Here is a 15,740-nt window from a genome sequence, read left to right on the forward strand (position 1 = left end):
TCAGCGCAGGGACAGCCGTCCCAGAGCGCGGTCGCCGGTGCGAAACGCATCACCCTCGACCGTCACGGTCAGCGGGCCCTCGGTCACGGCCGCCGCCAGCGCCGCGCGGCCGTCCGCGCCGAGCAGCCCGGCCTCTGCCAGCATCTCCAGCGCCGCGCCCCAGTCGGGGCTCTGCAGCTCCAGCGCGCCATGCGCGCGCGGGTCGAAGCGCAGCAGGCCATCGGCGTCCACCTGCGCTTGCGGTCCCGTCACCCCGGCCTGCCGGACATCCAGCCGGTCCAGCCGCGGCAGCACGCCGGAGGGGCTGTCGAGGCTCCATGTCCCTTCGAACCGCGCGGCCAGCTGCAGCGACAGGCGCGGCGTCGGCGCGCCCTCCAGCCCGGCCTCGAGACCGGCGAGGATCTCGGCCCCCTGCCGCGCGGCGGCAAGGCGCAGCCCGTCCAGCCGCAGATCCCCGTCGGGGCCGGGCAGGGTCAGCGTCTCGGCCTCGAGATTGGCGCGGCGCAGCGCGCGGTCGCCGTCATAGATGACCGAGGCGCGCAGGCCCGTGGCCGCGATCGGCAGCTCGGTCCTGTCCCATGTCACCATCTGCGTGTCGGGCAGGGCGAGGATCTTGTGCCCCGGCTTGTAGGTCAGCCCGAGCACCTGCAGGAAGGGCGCCTGCCAGCGCAGCCGGCCGTCCGGGCCGGTCACGTCGATCCCCTCCAGCGTCAGGTCCAGCCGGCTGGGAAAGCCGCGCAGGCGGGTGTCCTCGATCGCGACCTGCCAGCCCGCGGTCTCCAGCGCGGTGACCCAGCGGTCGAGATCGCCGCGCAGCGCCCGGGCCGACCAGGCCCACCAGCCCGACCAGGCCAGCGCCGCCACCACGGCCAGTGCAATCCAGCGTTTCATGCCCGGCCCCCTTTCGCTGCCCGCAGGGTTCGTGTTTACAGCGAGACGCGGCGCGGCGCCACTTGGACCGCGTGTCGCAGGGCGAACGGGCAAGGAGCGCGCGATGACAATGTGGGTGTTCGGTTACGCATCGCTGTTGTGGAACCCCGGCTTTCCCGTGGTCGAGCGTCAGCACGCGCGGCTGGAGGGCTATGCGCGCGGCTTCTGCATGTACTCGATCCACCATCGCGGCACCGAGGCGCGGCCGGGGCTGGTGCTGGCGCTGGATGCGCAGGAGGGCGCATCGTGCGACGGGTTGGCGCTGCGGGCCGAGCCGGGCACCGAAGAGGCGACGCTGGCCTATCTGCGCGAGCGCGAGCTGGTCTCGTCCGCCTATATCGAGACGCGCCAGCCGGTGCACCTCGGCGATGGCCGCCGGGTCGAGGCGCTGGCCTACGTGATCGACCCGCATCACGAGCAGTACTGCCACCTGCCGCTGGAGGAGCAGGCCCGGGTGATCGCCGGCGCCCATGGCGGGCGCGGGCCGAACCCGGAATACCTGTACAACACGGCCGAGCATCTGGACCAGCTGGGCATCCCCGATCCCGACCTGCACTGGCTGTCCGATCAGGTCCGCGCGCTGACCGGCGACAGCCGGGGCTAGACCTGCGCCGGGACACGTGCCGCCTGCACCTGTTCGGCGATCCGGGCAAGATGCGTGTCCCATGTCCCGCAGCAGCCGCCCCAGATATCCACCGAGGGCAGGCGCCGCGCCAGCGCACCCATGCGCGCGGCCAGGTCCACCGGGTCGCCCTCTTCGAGATGGTCGAGCTTGCACAGCGCGATCTTGTCCATCGCCGCCGCGTTGGGCCGCAGGCAGCGCAGCCGCCCCTGCCACGCGCCGGGCGTCAGCGCTGGGGCGAACTCGGCCGGGTGCGAACAGTTGATGCCAAAGCTGTCGGGCCGCGCCGTGCCGGCCTGCGCATCGGTGGCCGCGACCGCCTCGGCCAGCGTCGGGCCCGAGCGCAGGCGATGTGTCTCGGTCAGCGTCCATGAGATGTTGACCGCCAGCCCCGCCGCCGCGGCCGCCCGTGAGATGCCGACCGCTTCGGGGATGTTGTTGATCGTCGCCGCCCAGACCAGGTCCACCTGCAGCCCGGCCAGCGTCTCCAGCTGGACGGCGTGATAGTCTTCGGCCGCGTCCGCGGTGATCGCGCGGTTGAGCGCATAGGCGTCGCCGCGCGGGCCGACGATCCCGGCGATGCGGATATCGGGTTTCTGCGCGAGGTCGCCGCGATAGGGCGCGGCGACCTCGCGCAGAAACCCGATATTACGCGCTTGCAGATCCGCCAGCGCCGCGGGCGACAGGCCCAGCAGCCCCGCCCAGTCGGGGCTGGCGCGATAGTCCAGCCCGGCCAGCAGTGCACAGCCCCCGGACGCGGCGATCACGTCCAGCAGGCGGCGATACATGTCGTGCAGCACCACCATGGCGCGCGGATCGTCCAGCAGGGTGAAGGCGGCGAAATGATCGAAGGTGAAGCCGTGGCGATAGAGCAGCTCGGTCTCGGTGCCGCCCTCGGTGATATAGAGCGCGCCGGGCGCGTGCGGGGTGAAGGGGACGGTCATGGCGGCTCTCCTGTGATGCGCCCTCAGCCTGCCGGGCGGGGCGGCCGCGATCTACTGGACTCGTGGTACAGTGACCGTTGCCCGGCGGCCTGCTAGGATGGCGCAACAGGAGATGCCCGCCGTGACCTTCATCAAGCCCCGCAGCACCGGCACCACTCGTGACAGGCTTCTGACGGCGGCCGAGGTGGCGATCCTCGACAAGGGCTTTGCCGCCACCTCGATCGAGGAGCTGATCGCCGAGGTGGGCATCACCAAGGGCGGTTTCTTCTACCATTTCCCCGACAAGAACGCGCTGGTGATCGCCATACTCGAACGGCACCTCGCGGCCGAAGAGGCCTGGCTGGACGGGCTCTTCGCGCAGGCCGCGAGCGAGGCCGGCAGCGACGACCCGCTGCAGATCTTCCTGTGCTTCCTCGCGCTGCTGCAGGCGCAGATGGAGGCGCTGCCGGACGTGCATCCCGGCTGCCTGATCGCGGCCTGTTGTTTCCAGGAACGGCTGTTCCGCCCCGAGGTGCACCGGCTCGCGGCGGCCAACCTGCTGAACTGGCGCGCCCGCTTCACCGGCGTGCTGACCGGGATCGCCGCGGTGCATCCGCCGCGCCGCCCGGTCGAGATCGAGGCGCTGGCCGACATGCTGGTCGTGCTGGTCGACGGCGCCATCATCCTGTCCAAGACAGTGCGCCAGAAAGAGGCCCTGCCGCGCCAGATCGGCATCTATGCCACGCTGCTCCGCAGCCTGTTCGAGACCTGAGAGGCGGCGTCCCTCGCGCCCGCCATCCCCGTCACGCGCCGGATTCCGCGCGTCCGGGGCCGAAAAGCCGTGCTTTTCCGGCCTCTGGGCCTGCGGGGGTGTTGATAACTCCTTGGCGCGGGTGCGGGAAAACCTTAGTTAGGGACTAGTTAGAACAAACCGTGTCAGGTGTGATCCTTGGACCATCCCGACCTCGAGGCCGAGCCGCATTTCAGCCAACCCGTCCGCCAGGTGATCCTCATGCTGGCCGTGATCGGGCTGTCGGGCTTCGGCGCCTTCCTGGCGCTGCCGCGCGTGCTGCCGGTCTTCGAAAGCAATCCCTACCTGAACGGCTTCATCCTCTGCGTCTTCGTGGTGGGCGTGCTGGCCTGTTTCTGGCAGGTCGCGCAGCTGATCACCTCGGTGCGCTGGATCGAGCGCTTCACCGCCACCGGCGACCAGGGCACGCGGGCGCGGGCGCCGCAACTGCTGGCGCCGCTGGCCGCGCTGCTGGGGCGGCGGCGCGACAAGCGGATGCAGATCACCACGACCTCGACCCGCTCGATCCTCGATTCCGTCGCCACCCGCATCGACGAGGCGCGCGAGATCACGCGCTACATCGTCTCGCTGCTGATCTTCCTGGGCCTGCTGGGCACGTTCTACGGGCTGGCCACCACGGTGCCGGCACTGGTCGACACGATCCGCGGCCTTGCCCCGCAGGAGGGCGAGAGCGGCACCGCCGTCTTCGGCCGGCTGATGACCGGCCTCGAAAGCCAGCTGGGCGGGATGGGCGTGGCCTTTGCCTCGTCGCTGCTGGGGCTAGCCTGCTCGCTGGTCGTGGGCCTGCTGGAGCTGTTCGCCGGGCACGGGCAGAACCGCTTCTACCGCGAGCTCGAGGAATGGCTCTCCTCGATCACCAAGCTGGGCTTCTCGGCCGAAAGCGACGGCCCGGACCTGGGCGCCGCCGGGGTGGTGCTGGACCGCATGGCCGAGCAGATGGAGCAGCTGCAGTTCCTGTTCTCCGAGGCCGAGCAGGGCCGCGCCGAGGTGGACACGCGGCTGGCCCAGCTGGCCGACAGCGTCGAGCGGCTGACCGAGCGGATCGAGGCGACCTCACCCTCGGCCTCGTCGCTGGCGCGCATCGCCGACGGGCAGGAGCTTCTGGCCGAGGCGATCCGCGAGAAGGAAAGCAACGAGGGGCTGGATGCGGAAAGCCGCATGCGGCTGCGCTCGATCGACGTGCAGATGCTGCGCATCCTCGAAGAGATCAGCGCCGGCCGGCAGGAAAGCATGGCCGAGCTGCGCACCGACCTGGCCGCCCTGTCGCGCGGGCTGGGCGTGTCGCGCACCGCGCGGCCCCGCGGCAGCGGCACGGAGGGCTAGGCCATGGCGCTGAGCCGACGCACGGGGGCCCGGTTCCAGGCGTCGATCTGGCCGGGCTTCGTGGACGCGATGACGGGGCTGCTGCTGGTCCTGACCTTCGTGCTGTCGATCTTCATGGTCATCCAGTTTGTCCTGCGCGAGACCATCACCGGGCAGGAAACCGAGCTGTCGACCCTCTCGGCCGAGGTTGCCGCGCTGGCGCAGGCGCTGGGCGTCGAGGAGCGCCGCAACACCGCGCTGACCAACCAGCTGGGCGAGCTGGAGGCCACGCTTTACAGCTCCGAGACGCGGCTGGCCGAACAGCAGAGCATCATCGACAGCCTGACCGCCACGCGCGACCGGCAGGCCGCCGCGCTGGACGCGGCCTCGGACCGCATCGCCACGATCGAGGAGCGGGTCGCCACGCTTCTGGCCGAGCGTGACGCGGCGCGGGAGGACGCTACCGAGCTGCGCGCCACCGTCTCGGATCTGGAAGCGGCGCGCACGGCACTGACCGAGGAGCGCGACGCGCTGGACGCGGCACTGGTGCAGGCGCGTGACGAGATCGACGCCCAGGCCGAGGAAGCCCGGCTTGCCGCGGCAAGGCGCGAGGCGCTGGAGGCGCTGGTCGCCGACCTGCGCACCGAATCGGACGAAAGCGATGCACGCATCGGTGCGCTGAGCGACCAGGTCGAGACCCTGCAGGCCGAGCTGAGCGAGGAAGAGGCGCAGCGTCTGGCCGAGGCCGAAGCCGCCGCCGCCCTGCGCCGCCGCCTTGAAGAGGCGGATGCCGAGCTGACCGCCATGACCCTCGCGCTGGAAGAGGAGCGCGCCCGCGCCGAGGAGACGCTGACCCTGCTCGCCGCCGCCCGCGAGGCCGAGGAAGACCTGAACGCCCGGCTGGCCGCGGCGCTCCTTGAGGGCCAGCAGCAGGGCGAGGACCTTCAGGCGCGGATCGACGACCAGGCGGTGCAGATCGCCCAACTGCAACGCGAACTGGACGCCGCCCGCGCTGCCAGTGCCGAGACCGAAACCACCCTGACCGCGCAGATCGACAGCCAGCTGGCGCGCATCGCCGCGCTCGAGGCCTCGCTGGACGCGGCGCGCGAGAGCGGGTCGCAGACCGAGCAGGCCCTGTCGGCCGAGATCGCCGGGCTGCGCGACGAGCTGGCCACCGCGCGGCAGGCGGCCGAGGCGCAGACTGCCGAGCTGCGCGACCGGATCGACACGCAAAGCGCCGAGATCGGCCGGCTGCAGGCCGAGCTGGCACAGGCGCGCTCCAGCGAGGCCGCCCAGGTCGCGAAGCTGGACGATCGCGATGCGCGCATCGCCGAGTTGCAGGCCCAGCTGGCCACCGCGCGGCAGACCGAGGCCGAGCTGAACGACCGATTGGCCGCGAGCCTTGCGGACAGTGCAACCGAGGCCCGCGAACTGCAGGAGCGGATCGACGCGATGGCGGCCCGGATCACGCGGCTCGAGGCAGTGCTGGCCGACGCCCGTGCTGAAGGCGCCGAGACGGATGAGCGGCTGACCGCGCTGCGCGACCAGCTGGCCGAGGCCCGGGAGGCCCGGCAGGCGGCCGAGCAGGCCCGCGCCGAGGCCGAGGCCGCGCGGGACGAGACGCAGGCCGCGCTGGATGCCGCGCAGGCCTCGGCCGGGGCCAGCGCGACGCGGCTCTCCGACCTCTCGGCGCAGCTGGCCGCGGCCTTGGCCCGCGTGACCGAGGCCGAGGCGCTGGAGACCGAGCTGGCCGCCCTGCGCGAGCGCAACGCGGCGCTGGTCTCGGACCTCTCCGAGGCGCGCGGCGCGGTCGACGACCGGGCCAGCGCGCTGGACACGCTGGCGGCCGAGCGGGACCGGCTGGACGCCGCCCTGTCGCAGGCCCGCGACCGCCTGACGGAGGCGCGCCGCGAGGCGCAGGCCCTGACCGAGGATGTCTTTCGCCTGACCGGCGCGGTCGAGAGTGCCGAGACCCGCGAGACGGAGCAGGCCGACCGGATCGAGACGCTGCGCGGGCAGGCGGCCGGGCTGCAGGCGCAGCTCGACGCCTCGCAGAAGCGCGCGCAGACCCGGGCCGAGCGGATCGAGGCGCTGCAGGCCGAGAATGCCGAGCTGGACGCGCAGCTGGCCACGCTGGGCGGCGCCAGCGCCGAGCAGGGGGCCGAGCTGAGCCGCCTGCGCGCGCAGGCCGCGCGGCTGGAACGGGACCTTGCCGCCGCCCGCACGCGCGAGAGCGAACGCAGCGCCGAGCTGGCCGAGCTGGAACAGCAGCTGGCGCGGGCGCAATCCACCGTGGCCGAGCGCGCCGAGGAGCAGGATGCCGAGCTGCAGGACCTGCGCGGCACGGTGGCGCAGCTGCGCAGCCGGCTGGAGACGGCCGAGGCCGATGCTGATGCGGCGCTGACCCGGATCATCGCGCTGCAGACCGAGAACACCGATCTCTCCGACCGGCTGCAGGCCGCCGATGGTCGCAGCGCCGCGCAGGACAGCGAGCTGGGCGCGCTGCGCCGCCAGCTCGCCCGGCTGCAGACCGAGCTGGACGCCGCCCGCGCTCGCGAGGACCGGCGCGAGGCGACGATCCGCGCCCTGCGCATCGACCTGGCCGAGGCCGAGGCGCGGGCCGCCGAGCGCGACGATGACTCGCGCTCGCTCGAGGAGCAGCTGGCCGCCGCGCTGGCGGCACGCAGTGCGGCGCAGAGCACGGTCGAGGAGACGCGCGATCGGCTGACCGCCGCGCTGGCCGAGCAGAAGGCCGCCGAAGAGCGGCTGGAGGCGCAGATCACCCGCGCCGAGGAGCGCCAGATCCTGCTGGAGGAGGCGCGCGACACGCTGGCGCAGCGCAGCGAACGCGCCAGCCAGGCCGAGCTGCAGGTCGAGGCGCTGAACCGTCAGGTCGCCGAGCTGCGCCGGCAGCTGGGCGAGTTGCAGGCGCTTCTCGACACGGCCGAGGCCAAGGACGTGGCCTCGCAGGTGCAGTTGCAGAACATGAGTTCGCGGCTGAACGCGGCCATCGCGCAGCTGGCCCAGGAAGAGCGCCGCCGCCGCCAGCTGGAAGAGGAGCGCGCCGCGCGGCTTGAAGAAGAGAAGCGCCGGCTGGAAGAAGAGAAGGCAGACCTCGAGAATTACCGCTCGGAGTTCTTCGGCCGCCTGCGGCAGGTGCTGGGCGATCGCGAAGGGATCCAGATCCAGGGCGACCGCTTCGTCTTTTCCTCCGAGGTGCTTTTTGAGCTGGGCTCCGCCGACCTCTCGGCGCTGGGCCGGCGCGAGATCGCAGGGGTGGCCAACATCCTGCGCGCGGTCTCGAAGGACATCCCCGACGAGGTCGACTGGATCCTGCGCGTCGACGGGCATACCGACAACATCCCCGTGGTGCGCGGCGAGTACGAGGACAACTGGGAGCTCAGCCAGGCCCGCGCGCTGTCGGTCGTCCGCTACATGATCGAGAGCTACGGCATTCCGCCCGACCGGCTGGCCGCCAACGGGTTCGGCCAGTACCAGCCGGTGAACGAGGCGAACACCGCCGAGGCGCGGGCCCAGAACCGGCGGATCGAGCTGAAGCTGACCGAGCGTTGAGCTACGGCGTCACGGTGACATGGGCGAAGCGATGCGCGATGACCTGGCCGTCGCGTGTCAGCATGGCACGGCCCAGGTAGTCGCCCGGCGGCCAGCCCCCGTCGGGCGCCTTGCGGCCATAGGCCTGCAGCTGGCTGCGTTGCGGGGCGTCCAGCACGAGGCTGTGAAAGAAGATCCGCCCCTCGGGGCCCTCGCCGCTCAGGGTCAGCCGGTCGCCGGTCTGCGCCTCCTGCGCGATGGCATAGACCACCAGCGGCTGCATCGGGTCGGCCACGTCGATGGGGGCGGTGCCGGCGCGCACCTCGTCGAAACCCGGCACGCGGTTCGAGAAGCGCGCGGTGAAGAGCCCGGTGCGCACGTAACCCGGCGGATTCTGCCACAGCGTGTCGCCCGCCGTGCCACAAGTGCCAAGCGCGGCCCCGGGGCGGAACGGGTCGACCAGCGCGCCATCGCGCGAGACCTGCAGGTGCAGATGCGGGTGGTTGGTGCGGCCCGACAGCCCGATCGACCCCAGCCGGTCGCCGGGGCGCACGATGTCACCGGGCGCCACGGCGACCGAGCCCAGCCGGAGGTGACAATAGAGCGTGCGCCAGCCATCGGCATGTTCGACGAGCACCGCGTTGCCGCAGGCCGTCTGGTCGGTCACGCCGCGCATCAGCCGGTCATCCGGCATCTCGTCGCGGGTGCGCAGCACCAGCCCGGGGGCGGCGGCGGTGACGGCCACGCCCTCTGCGATCGCGTCGAAATCGAGCAGCGCGATATCGGTGCCCTTGTGCCCGTCGCGCGCATTGTAGCCGCAGGCGAAATCGCGCTGGCGCCCGGGCTCGGGGTCCTGGTCGACGTAATCCTCGATGAAGCAGTCCTGCCCGAGCGTGCAGTCCACAGGCCAGGCCAACGAAAAATCCCCTGCCGCGACAGGCGCGGCAGGGGAGGAGAGCGACAGTGCAGCCGCGAGCGCGACGGCGCGGGTGGGCATCACTCCGCGGTCAGAAGCGGCGGCTTCTTGGAGCCCAGCCGCGGCTTGTCGGGGCCTTCCAGCTTGAGCACCAGCTCGCCATCCTTGACCGAGACCTTGACGACGCCGCCCTTGACCAGCTTGCCGAAGAGCAGCTCCTCGGCCAGCGGCTTCTTGATGTTCTCCTGGATGACCCGGCCCAGCGGGCGGGCGCCCATCTTGTCGTCATAGCCCTTCTCGGCCAGCCACTCGGCCGCCGGCTTGGTCAGCTCGATGGTCACGTTGCGATCCATCAGCTGCGCCTCGAGCTGCAGCACGAACTTCTCGACCACCTGCAGGATCGTGTCCTTGGGCAGGGGCTGGAAGCTGATCACGGCGTCCAGACGGTTGCGGAACTCCGGCGTGAAGGTGCGCTCGATCGCGGCGGTGTCCTCGCCCTCGCGGCGGTCGCGGCCAAAGCCGATGGCCGATTTGGCCTGCTCGGTCGCACCGGCATTCGAGGTCATGATCAGGATCACGTTGCGGAAGTCCACCGTCCGGCCATTGTGGTCGGTCAGCGAGCCGTGATCCATCACCTGCAACAGGATGTTGTAGACATCCGGATGCGCCTTCTCGATCTCGTCCAGCAGCAGCACGCAATGCGGGTGCTGGTCGACGCCGTCGGTCAACTGACCGCCCTGGTCGAAGCCGACATAGCCCGGAGGCGCGCCGATCAGGCGGCTGACCGCGTGCTTCTCCATGTATTCCGACATGTCGAAGCGCAGCAGTTCCACGCCGAGATTGTCGGCCAGCTGCTTGGCAACCTCGGTCTTGCCGACACCGGTCGGACCCGCGAACAGGTAATTGCCGATGGGCTTCTCGGGTTCGCGCAGGCCGGCACGGGCCAGCTTGATCGCGCTGGACAGCGCCTCGATCGCCTTGTCCTGCCCGAAGACCACGCGCTTGAGCGTCGCCTCGAGATCCTTGAGCACCTCGGCATCGTCCTTGGAGACGTTCTTGGGTGGGATGCGCGCGATCTTGGCGACCACGTCCTCGATCTCCTTGGTGCCGATCGACTTGCGCCGCTTCGACGCCGCCACAAGGTGCTGCGCCGCGCCGGCCTCGTCGATCACGTCGATCGCCTTGTCGGGCAGCTTGCGGTCATTGATGTAGCGCGCCGACAGCTCGACCGCGGTCTTGATCGCGTCACCGGTGTATTTCACGCTGTGGTGATCCTCGAAATAGGGCTTGAGGCCCTTGAGGATCTTGATCGTGTCATCCACCGATGGCTCGTTCACGTCGATCTTCTGGAAACGGCGCGACAGGGCGCGGTCCTTCTCGAAATGCTGGCGGAACTCCTTGTAGGTGGTGGAGCCCATGGTGCGCAGCTTGCCGCCCTGAAGCGCGGGCTTGAGCAGGTTGGAGGCGTCCATCGCCCCGCCCGAGGTCGCGCCGGCGCCGATCACGGTGTGGATCTCGTCGATGAAGAGCACCGCATCGGGATGCTCCTCGAGTTCCTGCACCACGGCCTTGAGCCGCTCCTCGAAATCGCCGCGATAGCGGGTGCCGGCCAGCAGCGCGCCCATGTCCAGCGAGTAGATCGTGGTGTTGGCCAGCACCTCGGGGGTCTCGCCGGCGACGATCTTGCGGGCCAGCCCCTCGGCGATGGCGGTCTTGCCGACGCCCGGGTCGCCCACCAGCAACGGGTTGTTCTTGCGCCGGCGGCACAGCACCTGGATGCAGCGCTCGACCTCGGAATCGCGGCCGATCAGCGGGTCGACATCGCCTTCACGCGCCTTGGCGTTCAGGTCGACGCAATACTTGGCCAGCGCCGATTCCTTGTCGCCGCTCGATGCCGTGGTCTCGGCCTGCTGGGCCTCTTCCTCGGCCTCGGCGGCGCCCTGCACGGGCCGCGCCTCGCCATAGGCGGGGTTCTTGGCGACGCCATGGGCGATGAAGTTCACCGCGTCATAGCGCGTCATGTCCTGCTCCTGCAGGAAATAGGCGGCGTTGGACTCGCGCTCGGCAAAGATGGCGACCAGCACGTTGGCGCCCGTCACCTCGGTACGGCCCGAGCTTTGCACGTGGATCGCGGCGCGCTGGATGACGCGCTGGAAGGCGGCGGTCGGCACCGCCTCGGAGCCCTCGATGTCGGTGACCAGGTTGGCGAGATCCTCGTCGATGAACTCCACCAGCGTGGTGCGCAGCTCCTCGGTGTCGACCGAGCACGCCTTCATCACCCGCGCGGCGTCGGGTTCGTCGACCAGCGCCAGAAGCAGGTGTTCCAGCGTCGCGAATTCGTGGCTGCGCGAATTGGCCAGCGCAAGGGCCGAGTGGATTGCCTGCTCAAGGGTGTTCGAGAATGAAGGCACGGGCGTGCTCCTCTTGTCTGCGCCGGTCCGGGATAGGACCAGCATTGCCTCTTGGGATTAAAGTTTGGTCGATTGGGCCCTCTCTTCAAGTCATTTTTTCCGTGCCCCGCGTCACAATGAGGCAATGTGACGTAAACTGCCGTGACTTTGACCGCACGTCCCCCGTGCGCGCAGCCCTTGCAGGCAGCGCGGGTCGGGAACATGGCATCGAGAGGGGATAATCGCCACAATCCAGAATTATTGTCGGCGAGCGGGAATTCAATGGGGCGCCGGCGCGGCGCCTCAGAAGCTGTCCTTGCGCGCCCGGATCTCGGCGAAGACGGCGGCATCCTCGGCATCCGCCATGTTCACCGCGCGCTTGGTCGCGGCCTTCCCGGCCCGCAGGAATGGGTTGGTCGCCAGCTCGAGAGAGAGCGGCACCTGCGCGGTCGGCTGGCCGTCATTGCGCGCCGCGGCGATGGCCTGCATCCGGTCGTTCAGCGCGGCATTGCCCGGGTCGATGGTCAGCGCGAAACGGGCATTGGTCATGGTATATTCATGGCCGGAATAGACCACGGTCTCGGGCGGAAGGGCGGCGAGCTTGGACAGGCTGTCCCACATCATCTCGGGCGTGCCCTCGAAGACGCGGCCGCAGCCCAGGGCCATCAGGCTGTCGGCGGTGAAGACCGCACCGCCCTCGGGGAAGTGGAAGGCGATGTGGCCCAGCGTGTGGCCCGGCACCTCGATCACCGTGAAGCGCCCGGCGCCGGTGCCGGCCTCGTCGCCCTCGGACAGGGCCCGGTCCAGCGGCGGCAGCTTGTCCTGCTCGGCCGCGGGGCCCATGACCGTCGCGCCGTATTTTTCGCGCAGCTCCTCGACACCGCCCACGTGATCGTGATGATGATGGGTGATCAGGATCGTGTCCAATGTCCATCCGCGGCTGTCGAGCGCGTCGATGATCGGGGCGGCCTCGGGCGCGTCGATCAGCAGGACGCCGTCGGGGCCGTGGACGAGATAGGCGTAATTGTCGCTGAGACAGGGCACAGTGACGATATCGAGGGGCATGGTCTTTCCTCGCTGGTTTTGTCAGACTGCCGCCCAGAGTGACGCATCGGGCGAGGGGGAGCAATGCATCTCGATGTGCAGACCCTGCGCGACTTCTATTACCGCAGCGCGCTGGGCCGGGCGGCGCAGGCGATCCTGCGCCGGCAGGTCACCCGGTTCTGGCCCGAGGCGGCGCGCCAGACCGTGGCGGGCTACGGCTTCGCGGTGCCGCTGCTCCGGCCCTACCTGCAGGACGCGCGGCGGGTGGTCGGGCTGATGCCCTCGCCGCAGGGCGTGATGCCCTGGCCCGCGGGGATGCCCAATGTCTCGGTCCTGTGCGAGGAAACGCTCTGGCCGCTCGAGACCGGGCATGTGGATCGGCTGATCATGATGCACGGGCTGGAGACCTCCGAGCGCCCCTCCGACGTGCTGGACGAGGCCTACCGCGTGCTGGGCCCCGGCGGTGCGGCGCTGTTCATCGTGCCCAATCGCACGGGGCTGTGGGCGCGGGCCGATCACACGCCCTTCGGCTATGGCCGGCCCTATTCCATGGGCCAGCTCGAGGCGCAGCTGAAGCGGCATGATTTCGTGCCCGAGGCGCATGTCTCGGTGCTCTACCAGCCGCCCTCGACCCGGCGTTTCTGGATGAAGACGGGGCCCGCCTGGGAAAAGGCCGGCCGCGCGATCCCGGCCGTGATCGCAGGCGGCGTGATGATGGTGGTGGCCACCAAGCGCCACCCGCCGCGCCCCCGCGGCGTCGATGAGGCGGCGCGCGTGCTCAACCCGCTGGAGGTGCTCTCGCCCTCGCCGGGCAAGGCCAAGCCGGTGTGAGCGCCGCGTTCGCGCCGTGCCGGGCTCGGGCCCCTTTCAGGGCGCAAAACCGGCCGGGGAATCGTGACCGGACCCGTCAAAATGGCCACGAAACTGCACAAACCATGGGCACAGAAGGTCGCACTTGGCGCAAGCCTCTGAAAAGCGGCGGTTTCCTGCCGCGGGCTTTTCTGCCCAAGCATGTTGCGGGGTGCGCGAGGCTCTGCTACATCCGCCACGATTTATCTGCCTTGGCGGTTGCCCGGGCCACAAAACGCCCTCGGACGCCGGCGCTGCCGTGCGTTACGGGGGCCGTATATCGGAAGGGTGGACGTGTCTGAATCAGCATCTGTTTCCTCCGGCATCGCAGAGCGCTATGCCACCGCCGTCTTCGAGATCGTGAAGGAGAACAACAAGCTCCAGAAGCTCGAGACCAACCTGGACGACCTGTCCGCAGCCCTGAAGGAAAGTGCCGACCTGCGCGACCTGCTGTCTTCGCCGGTCTACTCGCGCGAGGCGCAGTCCACCGCGATCACTGCAATCGCGGAGAAGATGGGTCTGATGCCGGCGCTGAAGAACGTGCTGGGCCTGATGGCCGCCAAGCGGCGGCTCTTCGTCGTGCCCCAGATGGTGGCGCGGCTGCGTGACATGCTGGCCGAAGAGAAGGGCGAGGTCACTGCCGACGTGACCACCGCCATTGCGTTGACCGATGCGCAGGCCGCGCAGCTGGCCGACACGCTGAAGTCCAAGGTCGGCAAGGACGTCAAGATCAACACGACCGTCGATGAAAGCCTCATCGGTGGTCTCGTCGTCAAGGTGGGCTCGAAGATGATCGACACCTCGATCCGCTCCAAGCTCAATTCCCTCCAGAATGCAATGAAAGAGGTCGGATAAATGGGTATCCAAGCCGCCGAGATTTCTGCGATCCTAAAGGAGCAGATCAAGAACTTCGGGCAGGAAGCCGAAGTTGCAGAAGTGGGCCGCGTGCTCTCCGTCGGGGACGGGATCGCCCGCGTCTACGGCCTCGACAACATCCAGGCCGGTGAAATGGTCGAGTTTCCCGGCGGCATCATGGGCATGGCGCTCAACCTCGAGACCGACAATGTCGGCATCGTGATCTTCGGCTCCGACCGGGACATCAAGGAAGGCGACACCGTCAAGCGCACCAACGCCATCGTGGACGTGCCCGCCGGTGACGCGCTCTTGGGCCGCGTCGTGGACGGCCTGGGCAACCCGCTGGACGGCAAGGGCCCGATCGAGGCGGCCGAGCGTCGCGTCGCCGACGTCAAGGCGCCGGGCATCATCCCGCGCAAGTCGGTGCACGAGCCCATGGCGACCGGCCTCAAGGCCGTCGACGCCATGATCCCGATCGGCCGCGGCCAGCGCGAGCTGATCATCGGCGACCGCCAGACCGGCAAGACCGCCGTCGCGCTCGACGCGATCCTGAACCAGAAGTCGTACAACGACGCCGCCGGGTCGGACGAGAGCAAGAAGCTCTACTGCGTCTACGTCGCCGTCGGCCAGAAGCGCTCGACCGTGGCGCAGCTGGTGAAGAAGCTCGAAGAGACCGGCGCCATCGACTACTCGATCGTCGTCGCCGCGACCGCCTCGGACCCCGCGCCGATGCAGTTCCTCGCGCCCTACGCCGCGACCGCGATGGCGGAATATTTCCGCGACAACGGCAAGCACGCGCTGATCATCTACGATGACCTGTCCAAGCAGGCCGTGGCCTACCGCCAGATGTCGCTGCTGCTGCGCCGTCCGCCGGGCCGTGAAGCCTATCCGGGCGACGTCTTCTACCTGCACTCGCGCCTGCTGGAGCGGTCGGCCAAGCTGAACGAGGACAACGGCGCCGGCTCGCTGACCGCGCTGCCGATCATCGAGACGCAGGGCGGCGACGTGTCGGCCTTCATCCCGACCAACGTGATCTCGATCACCGACGGCCAGATCTTCCTCGAGACCGAGCTGTTCTACCAGGGTGTCCGCCCGGCCGTGAACACCGGTCTGTCGGTGTCGCGCGTGGGCTCCTCGGCCCAGACCAATGCGATGAAGTCGGTCGCCGGCCCGATCAAGCTGTCGCTCGCCCAGTACCGCGAGATGGCCGCCTTCGCGCAGTTCGGCTCCGACCTCGACGCCGCCACCCAGCAGCTGCTGAACCGTGGTGCGCGCCTGACCGAGCTGATGAAGCAGCCGCAGTACTCGCCGCTGACCAATGCCGAGATCGTCGTCGTGATCTGCGCCGGCACCATGGGCTATCTCGACAAGATCGCCGTGGGTGACGTGGGCCGCTTCGAGAAGGGCCTGCTGGCCCATGTGCGCGGCAAGCACCAGGATCTGCTGGACTGGATCACCAACGAGGATCCCAAGATCAAGGGCGATGCCGAAGACAAGATCAAGGCGGTTCTGAACGAATACGCTGCCGACTTCTCGTAAGGAGCAG

At 69.6% G+C, this 15,740-nt stretch carries 12 protein-coding genes; 7 read left to right on the plus strand and 5 right to left on the minus strand.

The window, feature by feature from the left end:
• Complete coding sequence (locus AVJ23_RS16325; protein WP_058863280.1) at positions 1-891, minus strand: DUF2125 domain-containing protein; 891 nt, start codon at positions 889-891, stop codon at positions 1-3.
• A 103-nt stretch (positions 892-994) separates the two neighbouring features.
• Here AVJ23_RS16325 and AVJ23_RS16330 point away from each other — a divergent pair, with 103 nt between their 5' ends.
• Positions 995-1,534: a gamma-glutamylcyclotransferase gene (locus AVJ23_RS16330; protein ID WP_058863281.1), complete on the plus strand. Its 540-nt coding sequence runs from the start codon at positions 995-997 to the stop codon at positions 1,532-1,534.
• Here the strand turns inward: AVJ23_RS16330 and AVJ23_RS16335 are convergent.
• Entirely contained in the window at positions 1,531-2,496 is a 966-nt protein-coding gene (locus tag AVJ23_RS16335; protein WP_058863282.1) for a homocysteine S-methyltransferase family protein, read from the minus strand. The genes AVJ23_RS16330 and AVJ23_RS16335 overlap by 4 nt on opposite strands.
• A 112-nt stretch (positions 2,497-2,608) precedes the next feature.
• On the opposite strand from AVJ23_RS16335, the gene AVJ23_RS16340 reads away from it, so the two are divergent.
• From AVJ23_RS16340 to AVJ23_RS16350, 3 genes are all read left to right on the plus strand, one after another.
• On the plus strand, positions 2,609-3,247 hold the full coding sequence (locus tag AVJ23_RS16340; protein WP_058863283.1) for a TetR/AcrR family transcriptional regulator: 639 nt from the start codon (positions 2,609-2,611) through the stop codon (positions 3,245-3,247).
• A gap of 177 nt (positions 3,248-3,424) precedes the next feature.
• Positions 3,425-4,609 carry a hypothetical protein gene (locus AVJ23_RS16345; RefSeq protein ID WP_058863284.1) on the plus strand — a complete coding sequence of 395 codons (1,185 nt, stop codon included), beginning with the start codon at positions 3,425-3,427 and terminating at the stop codon, positions 4,607-4,609.
• A gap of 3 nt (positions 4,610-4,612) precedes the next feature.
• Positions 4,613-8,161, plus strand: a complete 3,549-nt coding sequence (locus AVJ23_RS16350) for a peptidoglycan -binding protein (RefSeq protein WP_058863285.1) — start codon at positions 4,613-4,615, stop codon at positions 8,159-8,161.
• Between the two features lies 1 nt (position 8,162).
• Here AVJ23_RS16350 and AVJ23_RS16355 read toward each other — a convergent pair whose 3' ends face one another.
• The 3 genes from AVJ23_RS16355 to gloB all read right to left on the minus strand — a co-directional run bounded on the left by AVJ23_RS16355 (position 8,163) and on the right by gloB (position 12,511).
• Complete coding sequence (locus AVJ23_RS16355) at positions 8,163-9,056, minus strand: M23 family metallopeptidase (RefSeq protein ID WP_240484688.1); 894 nt, start codon at positions 9,054-9,056, stop codon at positions 8,163-8,165.
• A gap of 80 nt (positions 9,057-9,136) precedes the next feature.
• The gene (clpA, locus tag AVJ23_RS16360) at positions 9,137-11,467 is read right to left on the minus strand and encodes an ATP-dependent Clp protease ATP-binding subunit ClpA (protein ID WP_058863287.1); all 2,331 of its coding nucleotides are present in this window, start codon (positions 11,465-11,467) and stop codon (positions 9,137-9,139) included.
• 282 nt (positions 11,468-11,749) lie between these two features.
• Positions 11,750-12,511: a hydroxyacylglutathione hydrolase gene (gene gloB / locus AVJ23_RS16365; RefSeq protein ID WP_058863288.1), complete on the minus strand. Its 762-nt coding sequence runs from the start codon at positions 12,509-12,511 to the stop codon at positions 11,750-11,752.
• A gap of 63 nt (positions 12,512-12,574) precedes the next feature.
• Between gloB and AVJ23_RS16370 the strand changes: the two genes are divergently transcribed.
• From AVJ23_RS16370 to atpA, 3 genes are all read left to right on the plus strand, one after another.
• Complete coding sequence (locus tag AVJ23_RS16370) at positions 12,575-13,321, plus strand: class I SAM-dependent methyltransferase (RefSeq protein WP_058863289.1); 747 nt, start codon at positions 12,575-12,577, stop codon at positions 13,319-13,321.
• Positions 13,322-13,627: 306 nt separating this feature from the next.
• Positions 13,628-14,194, plus strand: a complete 567-nt coding sequence (locus AVJ23_RS16375) for a F0F1 ATP synthase subunit delta (protein WP_058863290.1) — start codon at positions 13,628-13,630, stop codon at positions 14,192-14,194.
• Positions 14,195-15,733 carry a F0F1 ATP synthase subunit alpha gene (gene atpA, locus AVJ23_RS16380; RefSeq protein ID WP_058863291.1) on the plus strand — a complete coding sequence of 513 codons (1,539 nt, stop codon included), beginning with the start codon at positions 14,195-14,197 and terminating at the stop codon, positions 15,731-15,733.
• The last annotated feature ends 7 nt before the right edge of the window (positions 15,734-15,740 follow it).

The sequence above is a fragment of the Pseudoponticoccus marisrubri genome (assembly GCF_001482405.1).
GTDB classification, from domain to species: domain Bacteria; phylum Pseudomonadota; class Alphaproteobacteria; order Rhodobacterales; family Rhodobacteraceae; genus Pseudoponticoccus; species Pseudoponticoccus marisrubri.